The organism is Kitasatospora sp. NPDC038210 (assembly GCF_055600605.1).
On record NZ_JBVJYK010000002.1, the window covers coordinates 344,870 to 360,959 of the forward strand.

The 16,090-nt window shown below is 75.6% G+C and carries 13 protein-coding genes; 10 read left to right on the forward strand and 3 right to left on the reverse strand.

Features of this window, described 5'->3' with window-relative positions; all coding sequences use genetic code 11:
• Window positions 1–501: 501 nt before the first annotated feature.
• The 4 genes from ACZ7KX_RS05045 to ACZ7KX_RS05060 all read left to right on the forward strand — a co-directional run bounded on the left by ACZ7KX_RS05045 (window position 502) and on the right by ACZ7KX_RS05060 (window position 5,015).
• Window positions 502–3,426 (forward strand): sensor histidine kinase, encoded by a 2,925-nt coding sequence (locus tag ACZ7KX_RS05045; RefSeq protein WP_470325343.1) that lies wholly within the window; start codon window positions 502–504, stop codon window positions 3,424–3,426.
• Entirely contained in the window at window positions 3,423–3,833 is a 411-nt protein-coding gene (locus tag ACZ7KX_RS05050; RefSeq protein WP_350518999.1) for a roadblock/LC7 domain-containing protein, read from the forward strand. Before ACZ7KX_RS05045 ends, ACZ7KX_RS05050 begins: the two co-directional genes overlap by 4 nt.
• A 140-nt stretch (window positions 3,834–3,973) precedes the next feature.
• The gene (locus ACZ7KX_RS05055) at window positions 3,974–4,321 is read left to right on the forward strand and encodes a DUF742 domain-containing protein (RefSeq protein ID WP_350519268.1); all 348 of its coding nucleotides are present in this window, start codon (window positions 3,974–3,976) and stop codon (window positions 4,319–4,321) included.
• On the forward strand, window positions 4,302–5,015 hold the full coding sequence (locus ACZ7KX_RS05060; protein ID WP_470325344.1) for a GTP-binding protein: 714 nt from the start codon (window positions 4,302–4,304) through the stop codon (window positions 5,013–5,015). The genes ACZ7KX_RS05055 and ACZ7KX_RS05060 overlap by 20 nt, the downstream gene beginning before the upstream one ends.
• 154 nt (window positions 5,016–5,169) lie before the next feature.
• Here the strand turns inward: ACZ7KX_RS05060 and ACZ7KX_RS05065 are convergent, their stop codons facing one another.
• A complete protein-coding gene (locus tag ACZ7KX_RS05065; RefSeq protein ID WP_470325345.1) occupies window positions 5,170–5,541 on the reverse strand; it encodes a hypothetical protein in 372 nt (123 codons plus the stop codon).
• Window positions 5,542–5,863: 322 nt separating this feature from the next.
• On the opposite strand from ACZ7KX_RS05065, the gene ACZ7KX_RS05070 reads away from it, so the two are divergent.
• Window positions 5,864–6,370 (forward strand): RNA polymerase sigma factor, encoded by a 507-nt coding sequence (locus ACZ7KX_RS05070; RefSeq protein ID WP_470325346.1) that lies wholly within the window; start codon window positions 5,864–5,866, stop codon window positions 6,368–6,370.
• A 153-nt stretch (window positions 6,371–6,523) separates the two neighbouring features.
• Window positions 6,524–7,501 (forward strand): hypothetical protein, encoded by a 978-nt coding sequence (locus ACZ7KX_RS05075; RefSeq protein WP_470325347.1) that lies wholly within the window; start codon window positions 6,524–6,526, stop codon window positions 7,499–7,501.
• 133 nt (window positions 7,502–7,634) lie between these two features.
• Here ACZ7KX_RS05075 and ACZ7KX_RS05080 read toward each other — a convergent pair whose 3' ends face one another.
• On the reverse strand, window positions 7,635–9,041 hold the full coding sequence (locus ACZ7KX_RS05080; protein ID WP_470325348.1) for a cation:dicarboxylate symporter family transporter: 1,407 nt from the start codon (window positions 9,039–9,041) through the stop codon (window positions 7,635–7,637).
• Window positions 9,042–9,194: 153 nt separating this feature from the next.
• Here ACZ7KX_RS05080 and ACZ7KX_RS05085 point away from each other — a divergent pair, with 153 nt between their 5' ends.
• The 4 genes from ACZ7KX_RS05085 to ACZ7KX_RS05100 all read left to right on the forward strand — a co-directional run bounded on the left by ACZ7KX_RS05085 (window position 9,195) and on the right by ACZ7KX_RS05100 (window position 15,129).
• The gene (locus ACZ7KX_RS05085; RefSeq protein ID WP_470325349.1) at window positions 9,195–11,147 is read left to right on the forward strand and encodes a sensor histidine kinase; all 1,953 of its coding nucleotides are present in this window, start codon (window positions 9,195–9,197) and stop codon (window positions 11,145–11,147) included.
• The gene (locus ACZ7KX_RS05090; RefSeq protein WP_470325350.1) at window positions 11,144–11,869 is read left to right on the forward strand and encodes a response regulator; all 726 of its coding nucleotides are present in this window, start codon (window positions 11,144–11,146) and stop codon (window positions 11,867–11,869) included. The genes ACZ7KX_RS05085 and ACZ7KX_RS05090 overlap by 4 nt, the downstream gene beginning before the upstream one ends.
• A gap of 258 nt (window positions 11,870–12,127) precedes the next feature.
• The gene (locus tag ACZ7KX_RS05095; protein ID WP_470325351.1) at window positions 12,128–13,618 is read left to right on the forward strand and encodes a diaminobutyrate--2-oxoglutarate transaminase family protein; all 1,491 of its coding nucleotides are present in this window, start codon (window positions 12,128–12,130) and stop codon (window positions 13,616–13,618) included.
• A gap of 26 nt (window positions 13,619–13,644) precedes the next feature.
• Window positions 13,645–15,129 (forward strand): pyridoxal phosphate-dependent decarboxylase family protein, encoded by a 1,485-nt coding sequence (locus ACZ7KX_RS05100; RefSeq protein WP_470325352.1) that lies wholly within the window; start codon window positions 13,645–13,647, stop codon window positions 15,127–15,129.
• Between the two features lie 135 nt (window positions 15,130–15,264).
• On the opposite strand, the gene ACZ7KX_RS05105 is transcribed toward ACZ7KX_RS05100, so the two are convergent.
• The gene (locus ACZ7KX_RS05105) at window positions 15,265–16,062 is read right to left on the reverse strand and encodes an inositol monophosphatase family protein (protein ID WP_470325561.1); all 798 of its coding nucleotides are present in this window, start codon (window positions 16,060–16,062) and stop codon (window positions 15,265–15,267) included.
• Window positions 16,063–16,090 lie beyond the last annotated feature (28 nt).

The following is a 16,090-nucleotide window of genomic DNA, read 5'->3' on the forward strand; positions in this document are numbered from 1 at the left end:
AACACACCGCCCGTCGCCTGCGGGCTGTTTTTCAGATCTTCGGGTAGCCGTTTCCGGCCCCTCGATAGCGTCCCACGCACCCCAGGCCGAAAGCGCACGTGCGGCCGGCATATGACGGGACCGGTCCCGCGGGCCTGACGACACCCGCGGACCCGACGCCCCCTCGCCGCCGATCGCATGGAGTCCGCCCGGCCCGGGGAGCCCGGGCGCACCGCGTACCGCCCCGGGCCCGACCGGTCGACCGGAGGTCCCATGGGCACCCTCAACCCCCCTCAGCCTCGGCTGGCTGACCCCCGCCCTGTCGCACCTGACGGCCGGCGCCGCCCTCGGGCTGCGCCGGCGCTGCGCGGTCCGGCCGCCGAACGCGCCGGCTGAGCGCACCGGTCCGCCCCCACCGTCGCCCCTGGCCTCCTGGCCCCTGGCCCTCTGGCCCTGAACCCTCGCAGCCTCAGCGACAGCCGCAGCCGCAGCCACAGCCACAGCCCGAAAGGCTCCTCACACATGCGCGAAGACCGCGGCGCCGCCCCCGGTGCCCGCCGGGGTGCCGACGTCGGGCCGGCCGCACGCCCGGCGCGCCTCGGCTCCCGGTCGGGCTGGCTGCGCCCCCGGACGGTCCGCGCCCGGATCATCGCCCTGCTGATGGTCCCGGTCGTCTCGATCATCGCCCTGTGGGGGTTCGCCACCGTCACCGCCGCCCAGGGAGTCCGGGACCTGCTGCGCCAGCGCGACGCCCAGCGCGCCGTGCTCACCCCCGTCGCCGGCACGGTCGCCGGACTGCAGGCCGAACGCACCGCCGCCGGGCAACTGCTGGCCTCCCCGGGGACCGTCCCCACCGCCGCCCGGGAGAGCACCCTGCGCGACGCCTCGGCCGCCACCGACCGGGCGGTCACCCCGCTGTTCCCCGATCCCCGGCACCCCGACCGGGGCTACGACCGCGCCGACGCCCAGGGCCTCGGCGCCGACGCCACCGCCCGGCTGGACGATCTCGCCGGCGCCCTCGCGGACCTGCCCGAGCTGCGCGGCCGGGTGCTGGCCCGGAGCGTCGGCTGGCCCGAGGCGTACGCCGCGTACGGCGAGGCGGTGGACCGGGCGCTCGCCGTGGCCGGGGCCGTCGCACCGCGGCAGGACCACCCGTCCGACGCCGACGCGCGGGTGCTGCTCGAACTCGCCCGCTCCCGCGAACTGCTGGCCCGCGAGGACGCGTTGCTGCGCGCGGCGCAGCTCTCCGGCACGCTCGACGACGACCGGCTGCGCGAGTTCTCCGGCACGGCGTTCGCCCGGCGGGAGTTCGAGGCGGAAGTGGCAGCGGACCTGAGCCCCGCCGGCCGGGCCGCGCTGCTCGCCGTCACCGGCGGCCGGGACCACCGCGAGCTGGTCGACTACGAGGAGGAGGTGCGGTCCGCCGCCGACAGCCGGTCGGCCGTCACCGCGGTGCCGGCGGACCGGTGGGCGATGGTCGCCGGGAACGTCGCGAGCGGCCTGCGCGCCGTCGAGGACCAGGCCGGGCAGGTCGCCGCCGAGCGTCGGAACCCGTACGCCCTGGGCCTGTTCACCCCGGCAGGGACGGCCGTGCTGCTCGGCCTGGTCGGCGTGGTCGCCTCGCTGGTGATCTCGGTGCAGATCGGGCGCGGCCTGGTGACCGAGCTGAACGACCTGCGCAACTCGGCACTTGAGCTGGCAGGCAGCAAACTCCCCTCCACCATGCGGAAGTTGCGGGCAGGCGAGGAGGTGGACATCGAGGTCGAGGCGCCGCGGCCGGCGGGCCGGGACGACGAGATCGGCCAGGTGCACCGGGCGCTTGGCACCGTCCAGCGGGCGGCCGTCACCGCGGCGGTCGAGCGGGCCGAGGTGCTGTCCGGGGTCTCCGGCGTGTTCGTCAACCTCGCGCGCCGCAGCCAGGTCCTGGTGCACCGCCAACTCACCCTGCTGGACGCCATGGAGCGCCGCACCGAGGACCCGTCCGAGCTGGCCGACCTGTTCCGGCTGGACCACCTCACCACCCGCATGCGCCGGCACGCCGAGGGGCTGATCATCCTCTCCGGCGCCGCCCCCGGACGGGCCTGGCGCAGGCCCGTCCCGCTGGTGGACGTGGTGCGCGCGGCCGTCTCGGAGGTCGAGGAGTACGCCCGGGTCGAGGTGCACCCGCTGCCGCGCGCCGCCGTCGCCGGGCACGCCGTCGCGGACCTCACCCACCTGGTCGCCGAGCTGGTCGAGAATGCCACCGGCTTCTCACCGCCGCACACCCGGGTGCACATCCGGGGCGAACGGGTCGGCGCCGGCTACGCGTTGGAGATCGAGGACCGTGGCCTCGGGATGGGCCCGGAGGCCCTGTGCGCCGCCAACCGCCGGATCGCCGCGGCCGAGCAGACGGACCTCTTCGACAGTGACCGGCTCGGGCTGTTCGTGGTCAGCCGGCTCGCCGGGCGGCAGGACGTCAAGGTCTCGCTGGTGACCTCCGCGTACGGCGGCACCACCGCGGTGGTCCTGCTGCCCACCGTGCTGCTGGCCGACGGGGTCGCGGACGGGCTGTCGCAGCCGTACGATCCGGTGCCCGAGTCGGACGTCGTGCTGCTCGATGCCGACGAGGACGCTCCGGGAGGACGGGCACAACCCGGCTGGCCTGCAAGGGAGTTCGGGTCGGTGCGGGAGTTCGGGCCGGCGGGGCAGCCCGGTCCGACGCGGGAGCCCGGGTCGGCGGACGGGTGCCGCCCGCGCGACGCGGGCAACGAAGGACTTCCGGCGGTGGGTGGGCCGCCGCCGGAGGGTGGGGCGCTGCTGCCGTTCGGCGACCGGGGGAACGACCCCGGGCCGGTGCGCCGCACCCCCTTCCGGGCATCGAGTGCCCGGGCGGTCGGCCCGGCTGCGGACGAGGGCCCGGGTGCCGCCGTCCGTCCGCAGTCCGGGCCGCCGCAGTCGTACCGCCCGGCTCCGCGTTCGGCGCCGGTCCCGGGCCCGCGTTCGGTGACGGTGCCGGGTTCGGTGACGGTGCCGGGTTCGGGTTCGGGTTCGGGTTCGGGTTCGGCTCAGGGTTCCGGCGATCGCCGACTCGACCCGGGGCCCGAGGAGTTGCCGCGCCGGACCCGCCAGGCGAGCCTCGCACCGCAGCTGCGCGAGGCCCCGGCGGGACCGGGACCGCGCACCCGTCGCAGGGCCTCCGCCGGCACCGCAGATCCTGCCCCGGCACCGGGGGCGGGCCCCGCGGCCGGCACCTCCGAGGGCCGTAGCCGTGCGGGCCGTAGCCCCGAGGCGGCGCGGGCGACGATGGCGGCCTTCCGGAACGGGTGGGCACGCGGCCTGCACGCCGGCGGCGGACCGCACGACCCGTCCACCGACCGACCCGCCGCCCGGCAGCCCGCCGACCTCCCCCCGCCACCGGACCCGCGCGGCCCCCTGTCCCCACCCCGACCCGAAGGAGAGCGACCGTGATCGGCACCACCCACCGCGCAGGAGAACTGAACTGGCTCCTGGACGAGTTGGTCAAGCGAGCGCCCGAGGTCCGCTTCGCCGTGATGCTCTCCGCCGACGGACTGGCCATGGGCACCTCGGCCGGACTGCCGCGCGAGGACGGCGAGCACCTGGCCGCCGTCGCCTCCGGCTTCCACAGCCTGGCCAAGGGCGCCGGCCGGCACTTCGACGCGGGTGAAGTCCGCCAGACCATGGTCGAGTTGGAGGGCGGCTACCTGCTGGTCGCGGCGGCCGGGGAGGGCACCTGCCTGGCCGTCTTCGCCACCGCCCGGGCCAACCTCGGGCTGATCGCCTTCGAGATGTCCAGACTGGTCCGCCGGGTCGGCGAGCACCTGAGCACCCCGCCGCGCGCGGCGGACGGCTGGTGAGCCGGGTGCCCCGACCGTCCCCCGGGGGGACGCCGGCCGGGCTACGTCCCGAACACCCGCGGGCCGACCCCGGCCCGCACCCCCGCAACCCGCTCGCCGCCGCCCACCGGGCCCGCTGGTACGACGACGAGGCCGGCCCGCTGGTCCGTCCGTACACCATGACCCGGGGGCGCACCGGGGCCGGCCAGCAGCAGCTCGACCTGATCGCCGTGGTCGTCAGCGACCTGCCCGATCCGGCGCTCGCCCCGGACGCGCCCGAGCCGCCGGCCGGCCCCGAACAGGCACGCATCCTCGCGCTGTGCCGGGGCACCCCGCTGTCCGTGGCCGAGCTCGCCGCCGAACTCGACCTGCCGGTGGGTGTCGTGCGGGTACTGCTCGGCGACCTGCTGGCGGCCGGGCTCATCCGGGTCAAGCGTCCCGTCCCGCCCGCCCTGCTCCCCGACGAGCGCATCCTCCAGGAGGTCATCCATGGACTCCGCGCACTCTGACCACCGGACCGAACGGTCCCGCACGTCCAACCCGCCCGGCTCGCACCGCCCGTCCCGCTTGTCCCGCCCGTCCGGCCCGAACGGGCCGTGCGCGGCGGGGGACCCGGACGACACCGTGCTCGCGCTCAAGATCCTGGTGGCGGGCGGCTTCGGAGCCGGCAAGACGACACTGGTCGGTGCCGTCAGCGAGATCCGGCCGCTGCGCACCGAGGAGAGGCTGACCGAGGCCGGGCGCGGGGTGGACGACCTCGACGGCGTGGAGCGCAAGAGCACCACGACGGTGGCGATGGACTTCGGGCGGATCACCATTCGGGAGGGTCTGGCGGTCTACCTCTTCGGCACCCCGGGGCAGGACCGGTTCTGGTTCCTCTGGGACGAACTGGCGCAGGGGGCCCTGGGTGCGGTGGTGCTCGCCGACACCCGCCGCCTGACCGACTGCTTCCCGGCCGTCGACTTCTTCGAGCACCGGGGCATCCCGTTCGTGGTGGCGGTGAATCGTTTCGCCGGAGCCCGGGAGTTCGGCCCGGCCGAGGTCGCCCGCGCGCTGGACCTGGACGCCGGTACGCCCGTGCTGCTCTGCGACGCGCGCCGCCGGTCGTCGGGGAAGGAGGTGCTGATCAACCTGGTCGAGCACGCGGGCCGCCTGCGCGCGGCCCGGCTCATCGCGGACGCGGCGCCGGTGGGGTCCGGGTGAGTCGGGCGTGCGGACGGCGGGTGGCAGCCGACGGCGGACAGATGACAGATGACAGCGAACAGATGTTGAAAGTTGTCATCTGTCACCCGTTCGCTGTCACCCGCCGTCCGCCGCCCTCACTCCGCGGGCGGTCGCCCGTACCGGGGTGCGCCGATCAGCCGCGCCACTGGAAGACGATCTTCGTCCAGCTGGACCCCGGGCAGTTGCCCCAGACGGCCCAGGCCTCCGGCCGCGCGCCGATCCACAGACCGGTGGTGTGCGTGCCGTTGGCGCAGTAGGTGATGGTGCGCAGCTGGCCGGAGTAGACGTGGCAGTAGCCCTCCCAGCGCCAGCCGTAGTTCGCGGTGATGACGCAGTGGTAGGGCGCGGCGGCGATGGTGTTCGACGCCGGGACGGAGCCCGGCGTGATGGTCTGGTCCGGGGCGGGCGCCGCCGCGGCCGGCGGGGCGGCGATTCCGAGCGTGCCGAGGGCGGCCGCGGTGGCCATCCCGAACGTGGCGATCTTCCTGGCGATGCAACCTCGCACGGTGGTTCTCCTTGCTGAACGGTTCTCGTCGGGCGGAGCGCCCCGGCCGTCCGGGTTGTCCGGGTGGAGGCGAAGTCCCGTTCCCCGTACGGCTGGTGACGTGTTGCACACGAATGACTGCGAACAGTGAGACGACGAACTATGATGTGATCTGTGTCACAAGCGGTCGGATCGGACTGTGGCCAGGCCCGATCGGGCGCTCGGGGTGCCGGTGTCCGGGGAGGGCGGTATGGCGGATTGCAGCGGTCGACGGGCCGGCGGCGGGCCGGCGAAGGGCTTCGGTCCGTGCGGGAGCGGCGGGCAACCGGCGGAGTTCAACCGGGTGTTCACCGATCTGCTGCCCCGGCTCCAACGGGCGGCCGTGTCGCTCACCGGAAGTCCGGTCGCCGCCGGGGACGTCGTCCACGACGCCTACCTGCGGATCGCCCGCCGGCCTGAGCGCTTCCTCGGCCATCCGCAGCCGTACGCCTACGCGTTCACCACGATGGTGAACATCCTGCGCGACCAGTGGCGCCGGGAGCGGCGGAGGGTCCCGGTGCCCGAGGTGCCGGAGCCGGGGGACGCGGCCGGGCGGGACCGCGCCGCGTCCGGTCCCCGGGCCGGCGGGATGGCCGAGTTGCAGGCGCGCTGGGAGGTGGTCCGGCTGCTGGGCTTCCTGACCGCCAAGCAGGCCCGCGCGGTGGCGCTGGTCGACCTCGACGGCTACAGCGTCGACGAGGCCGCCGAGCTGCTGGGGCTGCATCGCAGCACCCTGGCGGTCACCCGCCGTCGCGCGCACGGGCGGCTGCGTGCCGTGGTCGAACGGGAGCGCGAGCGGGGGTGCGGATGAAGCGGCCCCCGCCACCGCCGCCCGCCACCGCCGCCCGCCACCGCCGTCCGCCGCCGCCCTGCCCGCCGCTCCCGCCCCGCCGTGCGGTGGCCCGACGCACCGAACTGACGGCAAGTCAGCTGATGCGCAGCCCCGGCCCGTACGCTGAAAATCGTGATCACGTACGAGGACCACCGCCTGCGCGCCCTGGCCGAGGACGGCCGCTGGCACGAGCTGCTCGCCGCCTACCGGCAGGGCCGGGCCGCCGCCGTGGTCGAAGCCGGGGAGGAGACCGCGGCAGCCCTGACGGCGCCGCTCGGCCACCTGATCGCCTACGCGGCGCCTCCCGAGCTGGCCGTCCGGCTGTTCGACCGGGACGGCGGCGAGGGGACGGTCGCCGGGGTGGCCGACCACGACGCCGGTCCGCTCTGGGAGGTGCTGGCGACCCGGCACTCCTGGCTGCGCCTGGCCCCGCTCCTCGGCCCGCCCCCGGTGCGCCGGCTGGTCGCGCACACCCGGGTGCTGCTCGGCGAGGACCTCTCGTACGGGGCCGAGCCCGATCCGGAGGGCGTGCCGATGCGGCTGGAGCCCTGGGAGGCCTCGGGGTGGGAGGAGTCGGCGCGGGTGCGGGAGTACCTGCCCGGCGGTGGTGCGCGGAGCGCGCTGCTGACCCTGCCGCCCAGCCGGGAGGGCCTCGGTGTGGTGGAGCTCCCGGCGCCGGGGACACGGGCGGACGGCCGGCCCGCCGGTCGGCGGGTCACCCGGGCGCTGGCCGAGCTGGGCGCACTGGCGCCGTGGGCGGAGGCGGTCTGTGTCCGCGGCCAGGCCCCGCTGGCGGCGGCCCAGCTGGCCCGGGGGCGACGGGTGGCCGGCGGGTACCTGCCGTTCGCGCTGGTCTACCCGGCGCTGGTGCGGGCCGCGGCCGTCGGTCGGACGCAGGGCTGTGCGCACGGTCGGCTGGGGCTGTGGCGGGCACTGGCCGCGATGGCCGGGGCGGACGGGCCGGAGTCGGGTGAGGTGAACGCGCTGGTGGCCCGGATGCGCTGCTTCACCTGGCAGGAGCCGTCGGCCGGGCTGCACCACCTGCACGTCGCGCTGGAGGATCCGGCCAGCGGGGTGACCTGGGGGATCGGCGGCTCGCAGGAGCTCTGAGGACGGTCGGGCCCGTCGGAGCCGCGTTCCGGCCGCATTGGGGCCGAGCCGCACGGAGCGGAAGGCCCCCGGCCCGGCGCCGTTTCCGGGGGTTGGTGGGTGGCGCCGGACCGGGGGAGTGGGGCGGCCGCCGTCAGACGGCGGCGGGTTCGGCTCCCCGGGCGGGGACCGCCTCGGGGGCGTTCGCGGGTTCGCCCTCGGCCGCCGGGCTCCCGGCGCCGTGGCCGTCGACCAGGGTCAGTTCGTCGAACGGCACCTCACCGGCCAGCACCCGGCGGGCGCGCTCGGCGTCGAGCTCGCCGGTCCAGTGGCCGATGAGGACGGTCGCGACGGCGTTGCCCGCGAAGTTGGTGAGTGCCCGGGCCTCGGACATGAAGCGGTCGATGCCGACGATCAGGCCGACCCCGTCCACCAGCGCGGGCTTGTGCGACTGCAGGCCGCCCGCGAGGGTGGCCAGGCCCGCACCGGTGACGCCGGCCGCGCCCTTGCTCGCGATCACCATGAACACCAGCAGCGAGAGCTGCTCGCCGATCGACATCGGCTTGTCCATCGCCTCGGAGATGAAGATCGAGGCCATGGTCAGGTAGATCGCGGTGCCGTCGAGGTTGAAGCTGTAGCCGGTCGGCACGGTGATGCCGACGACGGGGCGGCTGACGCCCAGGTGCTCCATCTTGGCGATCAGGCGGGGCAGGGCGCTCTCGGAGGAGGAGGTGGAGAGGATGAGCAGGAACTCGCGGCCGAGGTACTTCAGCAGCGCGAACACGTTGACCCCGGCGACCAGGCGCAGCAGCGTGCCCAGCACCACCACGACGAACAGCGCGCAGGTCAGGTAGAAGCCGATCATGATGACGGCGAGGCTCTTCAGCGCGGCCGTGCCGGTGGCCCCCACCACGGCCGCCATCGCCCCGAAGGCGCCGACCGGTGCGACCCACATGATCATCGCCATGACCCGGAAGACCAGCCGCTGCACGTGCTCGATCCCGCGCAGCACCGGGGCGCCGGCCGGTCCCATCGCCTGCAGGGCGAAGCCGGCGAGCAGGGCGACCAGCAGGGTCTGCAGCACCTTGCCCTGGGTGAGGGCGGAGAACATGGTGTCGGGGATCATCCCGAGCAGGAAGTCGGTGGTCGACTGGGCGCCGCCGGCCGCCGCCTGGGCGTGGCCGGACTTGGCGAGCGCGGCGGTCAGGTGCAGGCCGCCGCCGGGCTCCAGCAGGTTGCCGACGACCAGGCCGATGGCCAGCGCGACGGTCGACATGGCGAGGAAGTAGCCGAGCGCCAGGCCGCCGACCTTGCCGACCTTCGCCGCCTTGGTCACCGAGCCGATGCCCAGCACGATGGTGCAGAAGATCACCGGGCTGATCATCATCTTGATCAGGTTGACGAAGCCGGTGCCGACCGGCTTGAGCTCCACGGCGAAGCCGGGGGCGGCCAGCCCGACCACCACGCCCGCGATCACCGCGGCGATCACGGCGAGGTAGAGGTAGTGGGTCCGGTCCTTGCGTCTGGGTCCCCCCGCCGTTGCGGCTCCAGCGATCGACATCTGCGGCTCCTTCGCCCTGCAGTCCTGGCGGCCCCGGGTGGTGGGCCGCTCCGACTATGGGCCGGAGCGTGACGGGGGTCACGTTTGCGTTCATAGAGTTCACGGTCGACGCACCCGGGTCGCAGGCGCCGCCCGTGGTGCACACTGGCTGGCATGTCCGAGCGCACCGCCCCCACGACCTCGCGCCGTCGGCTCCCCCGGTTCCCCGCGCTCGGTCCGCTCCGGCCGTACGGCCCCGCCCGCCGACTGCCGCGGCGGCTGCCCCGCCGGCTGCCCCGCCGACTGCCCCGGCGGCTGGTCCGCAGTCTGGCCGGGCAGCTGTTCGTCGTCCAGGTGGTGATCGTCGCCGCCGTGGTCGCGGGCGGCGCGGTGCTGGCGTACCTCTTCACCGCCGACCGGAACGAGGACGCGGCCCGCCGCGAGGTGACCGCGGTCGCCCGCGCCGTCGCCGACTCGCCGTCCGTCCGGTCCGCCGTCACCGGCCCGGACCCGACCGCGGTGCTCCAGCCGTACGTCGAGCAGGTGCGGACGGACACCGGGGTCTCCTTCATCACCGTCATGGACACCGACGGCGTGCGCTGGACCCACCCGCTGCCCGAGCAGATCGGCAAGCGCTACCTCGGGCACATCGACTGGGCGCTCGCCGGGCAGACCCGCAGCGAGACGTACACCGGCACGCTCGGCCCGTCGGTGCGGGTGGTCACGCCGGTGTGGGACGACCGGCACCGGGTGGTCGCACTGGTCAGCGCGGGCCGCACCGTCGAGTCGATCTCCGCACAGCTCAGCGGTCCGCTGATGGCCCTGGTCGGGGTGGCGGTGGCCGCGCTCGCGCTCGGCGGCGCCGGCACCTACCTCGCCAACTCCAGGCTGCGGCGGCACACTCACGGCATGGGGCCGGACGAACTCAGCCACCTGTACGAGTACCACCAGGCCACGCTGCACTCGGTGCGCGAGGGGCTGGTCCTGCTCGACCGCTCGCACCGGGTCGTGCTGTGCAACGACGCCGCCCGCGAACTACTGGGCCTGACCGGTGACTTGGACGGACGACCGATGGCGGAGCTGGACCTGCCCGAGGCGCTGGTGGCGACCGTCCTGGGCGAGGAGCCGGCCCGGGACGAGGTGCACCTGACCGCGGAACGGGTCGTGGTGCTCAACACCTCCATCATCGGCACCGGCCTCGGCCGGGTGGTCACCCTCCGGGATCACACCGAACTTCAGGCGCTCAGCGGCGAGTTGGACTCCGTGCGCGGTTTCACCGAGGCGCTCGGCGCCCAGGCGCACGAGGCCGCCAACCGGCTGCACGCGGTCGTCTCGCTGATCGAACTCGGCCGCCACGAACAGGCGGTGGAGTTCGCCACCGCCGAACTCGAACTGGCCCAGCAGCTCACCGACCGGGTGGTCGCGGCGGTGAGCGAGCCGGTACTGGCCGCGCTGCTGCTCGGCAAGGCCGCCCAGGCCGCCGAGCGGGGCGTGGAGTTGACCCTCGCCGAGGACAGCAGGATCGACGACGGGGTGCTCCCGCCCGGGCTCTCCGCCCGGGACCTGATCACCGTGCTCGGCAACCTGGTCGACAACGCCGTGGACGCCGCCATCGCCGGGGCCGCGCAGAGCACCGCCCCGCCGGAGGTGACCGTCACGGCGCGGATCGAGCGTGGCGGAGCCCCGGGCGCCGGCGCCGCTGCGGTTTCCCGTGCGGGCGCGGGCTCCGGTGCGGGTGCGGGCTCCGGCGTGGGTACGGGCTCCGGCGTGGGTACGGGCTCCGGCGTGAGCGGGGACGGCGACTGTCTGCTGCTGCGGGTCGCCGACACCGGCGCGGGCATCGACCCCTCGGCCGTCGAGGACGTGTTCCGGCGCGGGTGGAGCACCAAGCAGGACGGCCGCGGGCACGGCCTCGGCCTGGCGCTGGTGGCCCAGGCCGCCCGGCGCAACGGGGGCACCGTCGAGGTCGGGCGCGAGCGCGGCGCGGTGCTGACGGTCCGGCTGCCGCTGGCAGGTCGGCCGCAGGACCGTCAGGAGCCGGGGGAACGCGGAGAACCGGGGGAGCCGGTGGATCGCGGAGAGCGGCGGGAGCCGGGAGGCCGCGAGCCCGAGGAGGCCCTGGCATGACCACGTACCGTGGAGCGGATCCCGCGGGGATCTCCGTGCTGGTCGTCGAGGACGACCCGGTGGCGGCCGCCGCGCACACCCTGTACGTCGAGCGCGAACCCGGCTTCCGCGCGGTCGGCACCGTCCACAGCTGCGCCGACGCGTTGCGCTTCCTGGACCGGGCCCGCGCCGCCGGGACCCCTGTCGACCTCACCCTCCTCGACCTCTACCTGCCCGACGGCCACGGGCTGCAGCTGTGCCGCACGCTGCGCGCCGCCGGCCACACCACCGACGTCATCGCGGTGACCTCGGCGCGCGACCTCGCGATGGTCCGGCAGGCGGTCTCGGCCGGGGTCGTGCAGTACCTGCTGAAACCGTTCAGTGCCGCCGCCCTGCACGACCGGCTGGAGCGCTATGCCCGGTACCGCGACAGCCTCGGGCGCACCGGTGAGGCCACCGGGCAGGACGAGGTCGACCAGGCGCTCGCCCTGCTCCGGACTCCCGAGCGCAGCGCGCTGCCGAAGGGGCTGAGCGCGCCCACCCTGGACACCGTCGCCTCGGTGCTCAGGGAGGCCGCGACCGGGCTGTCGGCGGCGGCCGCCGGAACCGCCGCCGGGGTCTCGCGGATCACCGCGCGGCGCTACCTGGAGCACCTGGTGGACACCGGGCGGGCGGTGCGGGAGCCGCAGTACGGCAACGTCGGGCGGCCGGAGCTGTGCTACCGCTGGAAGGCGAAGCCGTGACGGCGGTGGCGCTGGCGGTGGCGCTGGCGGTAGCCGGAGACGGGCGACGGGGACGCGCGACGGGCGGCAGCGATTCAGGGAACGGGGCGCGTGACCTTTCGGCGCGACGCTCGTTGGAAGGACCGGGGGCTCGATGGAGGGTGTGGAGCGGTATCGGGGAAAGTTCACCCACTCGGGTGGTTCTCGGTGCCCTGCGGGCATTCCGCCAGGTTAGGGGCGATAAAGTTAGGCTTACCTAACTTCTCCTGGGGGTCTGTCGTGTCGCTCGCTGCCGTACCTGCCCAGGCCGCCTCCGGAACCCCGGCCCCGGCCGCCGGTGAGGCCATCCTGCGGCGCCAGCGCGTCCGCGAGTCCGCCGCCAGAACGTACGCCCGCTCCTTCCCGATCGTCCCGGTCCGCGCCAACGGCATGACCGTCGAGGGCGCCGACGGGCGGCGCTACCTGGACTGCCTCTCCGGTGCCGGCACGCTGGCCCTCGGCCACAACCACCCGGTGGTGCTGGAGGCCATCCGCCGCACCCTCGACAGCGGCGCCCCGCTGCACCTGCTCGACCTCGCCACCGCGGAGAAGGACGACTTCACCAGCGCGCTGTTCGACAGCCTCCCGGCCGGGTTCGCGAGCCGCGCCCGGGTGCACTTCTGCGGCCCGGCCGGCACGGACGCCATCGAGGCCGCGCTCAAACTGATGCAGACCGCGACCGGCCGCACCGGCGCGCTCGCCTTCACCGGCGGGTACCACGGCATGACCGCCGGCGCCCTCGCGCTCACCGGCAACGTCGCCGTCAAGGAGCCGCTGCCGAGCGGCGGCGAGGTCGTCCGGCTGCCCTACCCGTACGGCTACCGCTGCCCGTTCGGGGTCGGCGGCGACGCGGGTGCCGATCTCGCCGCCACCTACGTCGAGCGATTGCTGGACGACCCGTCGGGCGGCGTGGTGCCCCCTGCCGCGATGGTCCTGGAGGCCGTCCAGGGCGAGGGCGGCGTCGTCCCCGCGCCCGACGGCTGGCTGCGCGCGATGCGCCGGATCACCGCCGAACGCGGCATCCCGCTGATCGTGGACGAGGTGCAGACCGGGGTCGGCCGCACCGGTGCGATGTGGGCGATCGAGCACAGCGGCATCGTCCCGGACGCGATGGTGCTCTCCAAGGCCATCGGCGGCAGCCTGCCGCTCGCCGTCGTCGTCTACCGGGAGGACTACGACGGCTGGCGCCCCGGCGCCCACACCGGCACCTTCCGCGGCAACACCCTCGCCATGGCCGCCGGGGCGGCGACCCTCCGCTACGTCGCGGCGCACGGGCTGGCCGAGCGGGCGGCCGTCGTCGGCGACCGGATGGCGGCCCGGCTGCGCGACCTCGCGGGCGAACTGCCGGTGATCGGCGACGTGCGCGGCCGGGGGCTGATGCTCGGCGTCGAACTGGTCGACCCGACGGCCGAGCCCGACGCCTGCGGGGCCCGGCCGGCCGATCCGGCGCTCGCCGTACGGGTGCGGGAGGCGTGCCTGGCGCGCGGTCTGATCGTCGAACTCGGCGGACGCCACGACGCGGTCCTGCGGCTGCTCCCGCCGCTCACCGTCACGGACGAGCAGGTGGCGGCCGTGCTGGAGCGGCTCGCCGACGCGATCGCGTCCGTGTCCGGGTCCGAGCGCGGGTCCGGGTCCGGGTCCGAGCCCGGGTCCGTGTCCGGGGCCGCTGCCCCGCCGTCGGCGTCGGCAGCTGGGTCGGCTGCCGGTGGTGCGTGGCGGGCGGAGCGGTGAGCGGCCCCGGGCCCGGACCGATCGGCATGCCGGGAGGCGAGGTCGCGTCCGACGCCCTGGCCGGCGGCGCAGCCGGGCCCGGGGCGCTCGGGCCACTGCTGGCCACCGTCCTCGACGCCCTCGACACGGGCATCGCCATGCGCTCCGGACCGCTGCCGGCCGGCAGCCCCGCCGAGATCGCCGCCCTGGTGGCCGACGCCCTGGTCACCACCGCCGGCCGCGGCGCGCTCGCCCGGCTCACCGAACTCCTCGCCTACGGAGCCGCCGACCCCGCCGACCCGGCCTGCGCCGCCCACCTGCACTGCCCGCCGCTCGCCGTCGCCGCCGCGGCCGACCTCGCGGTGAGCGCCCTCAACCCGTCGCAGGACTCCTGGGACCAGGCCCCCGCCGCCACGGCACTGGAGACCGCGCTGCTCGCCGAACTCGCCGAGCTGGTCGGCTACGACCCGCAGCGCTCCGCCGGGGTCCTCACCTCCGGCGGCACCGAGTCCAACCTGATGGGGCTCATGCTGGCGCGCGACCAGAAGCTCGACGGCATCGTGGAGTTGGACGGGATCCCGGAGGGCGTCCGGCCGTGCATCCTCGCCTCCGAGGCCGCGCACTTCTCCGTCCAGCGCGCCGCCGCACTCCTCGGGCTCGGCGAGCGGGCCGTCCTCACCGTGCCCGTCGACCGGCAACTCCGGATGCGGGAGGAGGATTTGGAGCGGTCCCTGGCGGAGGCCAGCTGGGCCGGGCGGACCCCGATCGCCGTCGTCGCCACCGCCGGAACCACCGACACCGGAGCCGTCGACCCGCTGACCGCCGCCGCCGACCTCGCCCGCCGCTACGGTGCCTGGCTGCACGTCGACGCCGCGTACGGCGGCGGGGCGCTGCTCTCCGACCGGCTGGCCCCGCTGCTCGACGGCATCGCCCGCGCCGACTCGGTCTCCCTCGACTGGCACAAGCTCGGCTGGCAGCCGGCCGCCGCCGGGGTCTTCCTGGTGCGTCGCGCCGAGACGTACGTCTCGCTCGCCCGCCGCGCCGAGTACCTCAACCCGGTCGACGACGAGCAGGCCGGCTACCCGAGCCTGCTCGGCCGCTCCCTGCGCACCACCCGCCGGGCCGACGCCTTCAAACTCGCCGTCACCCTGCGCACCCTCGGTCGCGACGGCCTCGGCCGCCTCGTCGACGCCTGTCACGACCTCGCCTGCGCCGCCGCCGACGCCGTCCGTGCCGACTCCTCCCTGGAACTGCACGCCGACCCCGTGCTCACCACCGTCCTCTTCCGCTACCGTCCGCCGGGCGTGACGGACGGGGCGGCGCTGGACGAGACGAACGGTCGGCTGCGGCGGCTGCTGCTGCGCAGCGGGCGGGCGGTGGTCGGGCGTACCGAGTTGCCGGGGGACGGTCCGGGGCGGGTGCGGTTGAAGCTGACGCTGCTGAACCCGCACACGACGGTGGGGGAGGTCGGGACGCTGCTGTGCGAGGTGGTGGGGGCGGGCCGCAAGGTGGCGGGGGAGCGGGCGGGCTAGCGCGGCGCCCCCGGGCGCCGTACGAAGCGTCGCGCGGGCCCGTGCGGGCGTTGTGCCGGCCCGTGCGGGCGTCGCGCGGGTCCGTGCGGGCGTCGCGCCGGCCTGTACGGGCGGAGGCCGGGCGCGCCGGGCGGGTCAGGTGCCCAGGAGGACCTCGTGGGCCAGCTTCCAGGTGTGGGGGTCGGCTGCGACCAGGAGGCCGTCCTCGCAGCCGGGGGCCTCGGGGCGGTACGGGGTGCCGTCCAGGCGGGCGGAGACGCCGCCGGCCTCGGTGACGAGGAGGGAGCCGGGGGCGTGGTCCCAGGGGAGGGTGCGCCAGTAGAGGAGGAAGTCGAAGCGGCCCTCGATCACGTCGGGGTACTCGATCCCGGCGGCGTGCCGGCCGGGGGAGACCTCGCCGAAGGCCGTGGCGTTGGCCAGCAGGCGGCGGCGGTGCTCGGGGTCGAGGAAGCGGCTCTTCACCGAACCGCGCAGCTCGGCGGCGTCCCGCGGTGCCGGCGGGCGGGTGAGGCGTTCGCCGTCGCGCCAGGCGCCGGAGCCCAGTTCGGCGCGGTAGGCGGTGGCGGTGGCGGGCTGCCAGATCCAGGAGGCCACGGTGCGGCCGCTGCGGACGAGGGAGCACATCACGGCGTACTCGGGGCGGCCGGCGACGAAGTTGGCGGTGCCGTCGACCGGGTCGACCAGCCAGGCGGCGGGTTCGTCGTGGAGCGCCCGGGCGAGCGAGGGGTCGGCGGCGACGGCCTCCTCGCCGACCACGGGGACCGGTAGCAGCTCGTGCAGGCGGCGGGCGATGATGGCCTCGGCCTCGCGGTCGGCGATCGTCACGACCTCGCCGGGCGCCTTCTCCATCACCTCGCCGGCGGCCAGCGCCCGGAAGCGCGGCTCCACCGCCTCGGCCGATGCCTCGGCGAGTATCTCCGCCACCTTGTCCATCAGCACGTTCGCGCTCCCTTCGCCGAGT

Coding starts and splice junctions, on each gene's coding strand:
- ACZ7KX_RS05045 (WP_470325343.1), top strand. CDS start 502: ATGCGCGAAGACCGCGGCGCCGCCCCCGGTGCCCGCCGGGGTGCCGAC.
- ACZ7KX_RS05060 (WP_470325344.1), top strand. CDS start 4,302: ATGGACTCCGCGCACTCTGACCACCGGACCGAACGGTCCCGCACGTCC.
- ACZ7KX_RS05080 (WP_470325348.1), bottom strand. CDS start 9,041: ATGTCGATCGCTGGAGCCGCAACGGCGGGGGGACCCAGACGCAAGGAC.
- ACZ7KX_RS05085 (WP_470325349.1), top strand. CDS start 9,195: ATGTCCGAGCGCACCGCCCCCACGACCTCGCGCCGTCGGCTCCCCCGG.
- ACZ7KX_RS05090 (WP_470325350.1), top strand. CDS start 11,144: ATGACCACGTACCGTGGAGCGGATCCCGCGGGGATCTCCGTGCTGGTC.
- ACZ7KX_RS05100 (WP_470325352.1), top strand. CDS start 13,645: ATGCCGGGAGGCGAGGTCGCGTCCGACGCCCTGGCCGGCGGCGCAGCC.
- ACZ7KX_RS05105 (WP_470325561.1), bottom strand. CDS start 16,062: ATGGACAAGGTGGCGGAGATACTCGCCGAGGCATCGGCCGAGGCGGTG.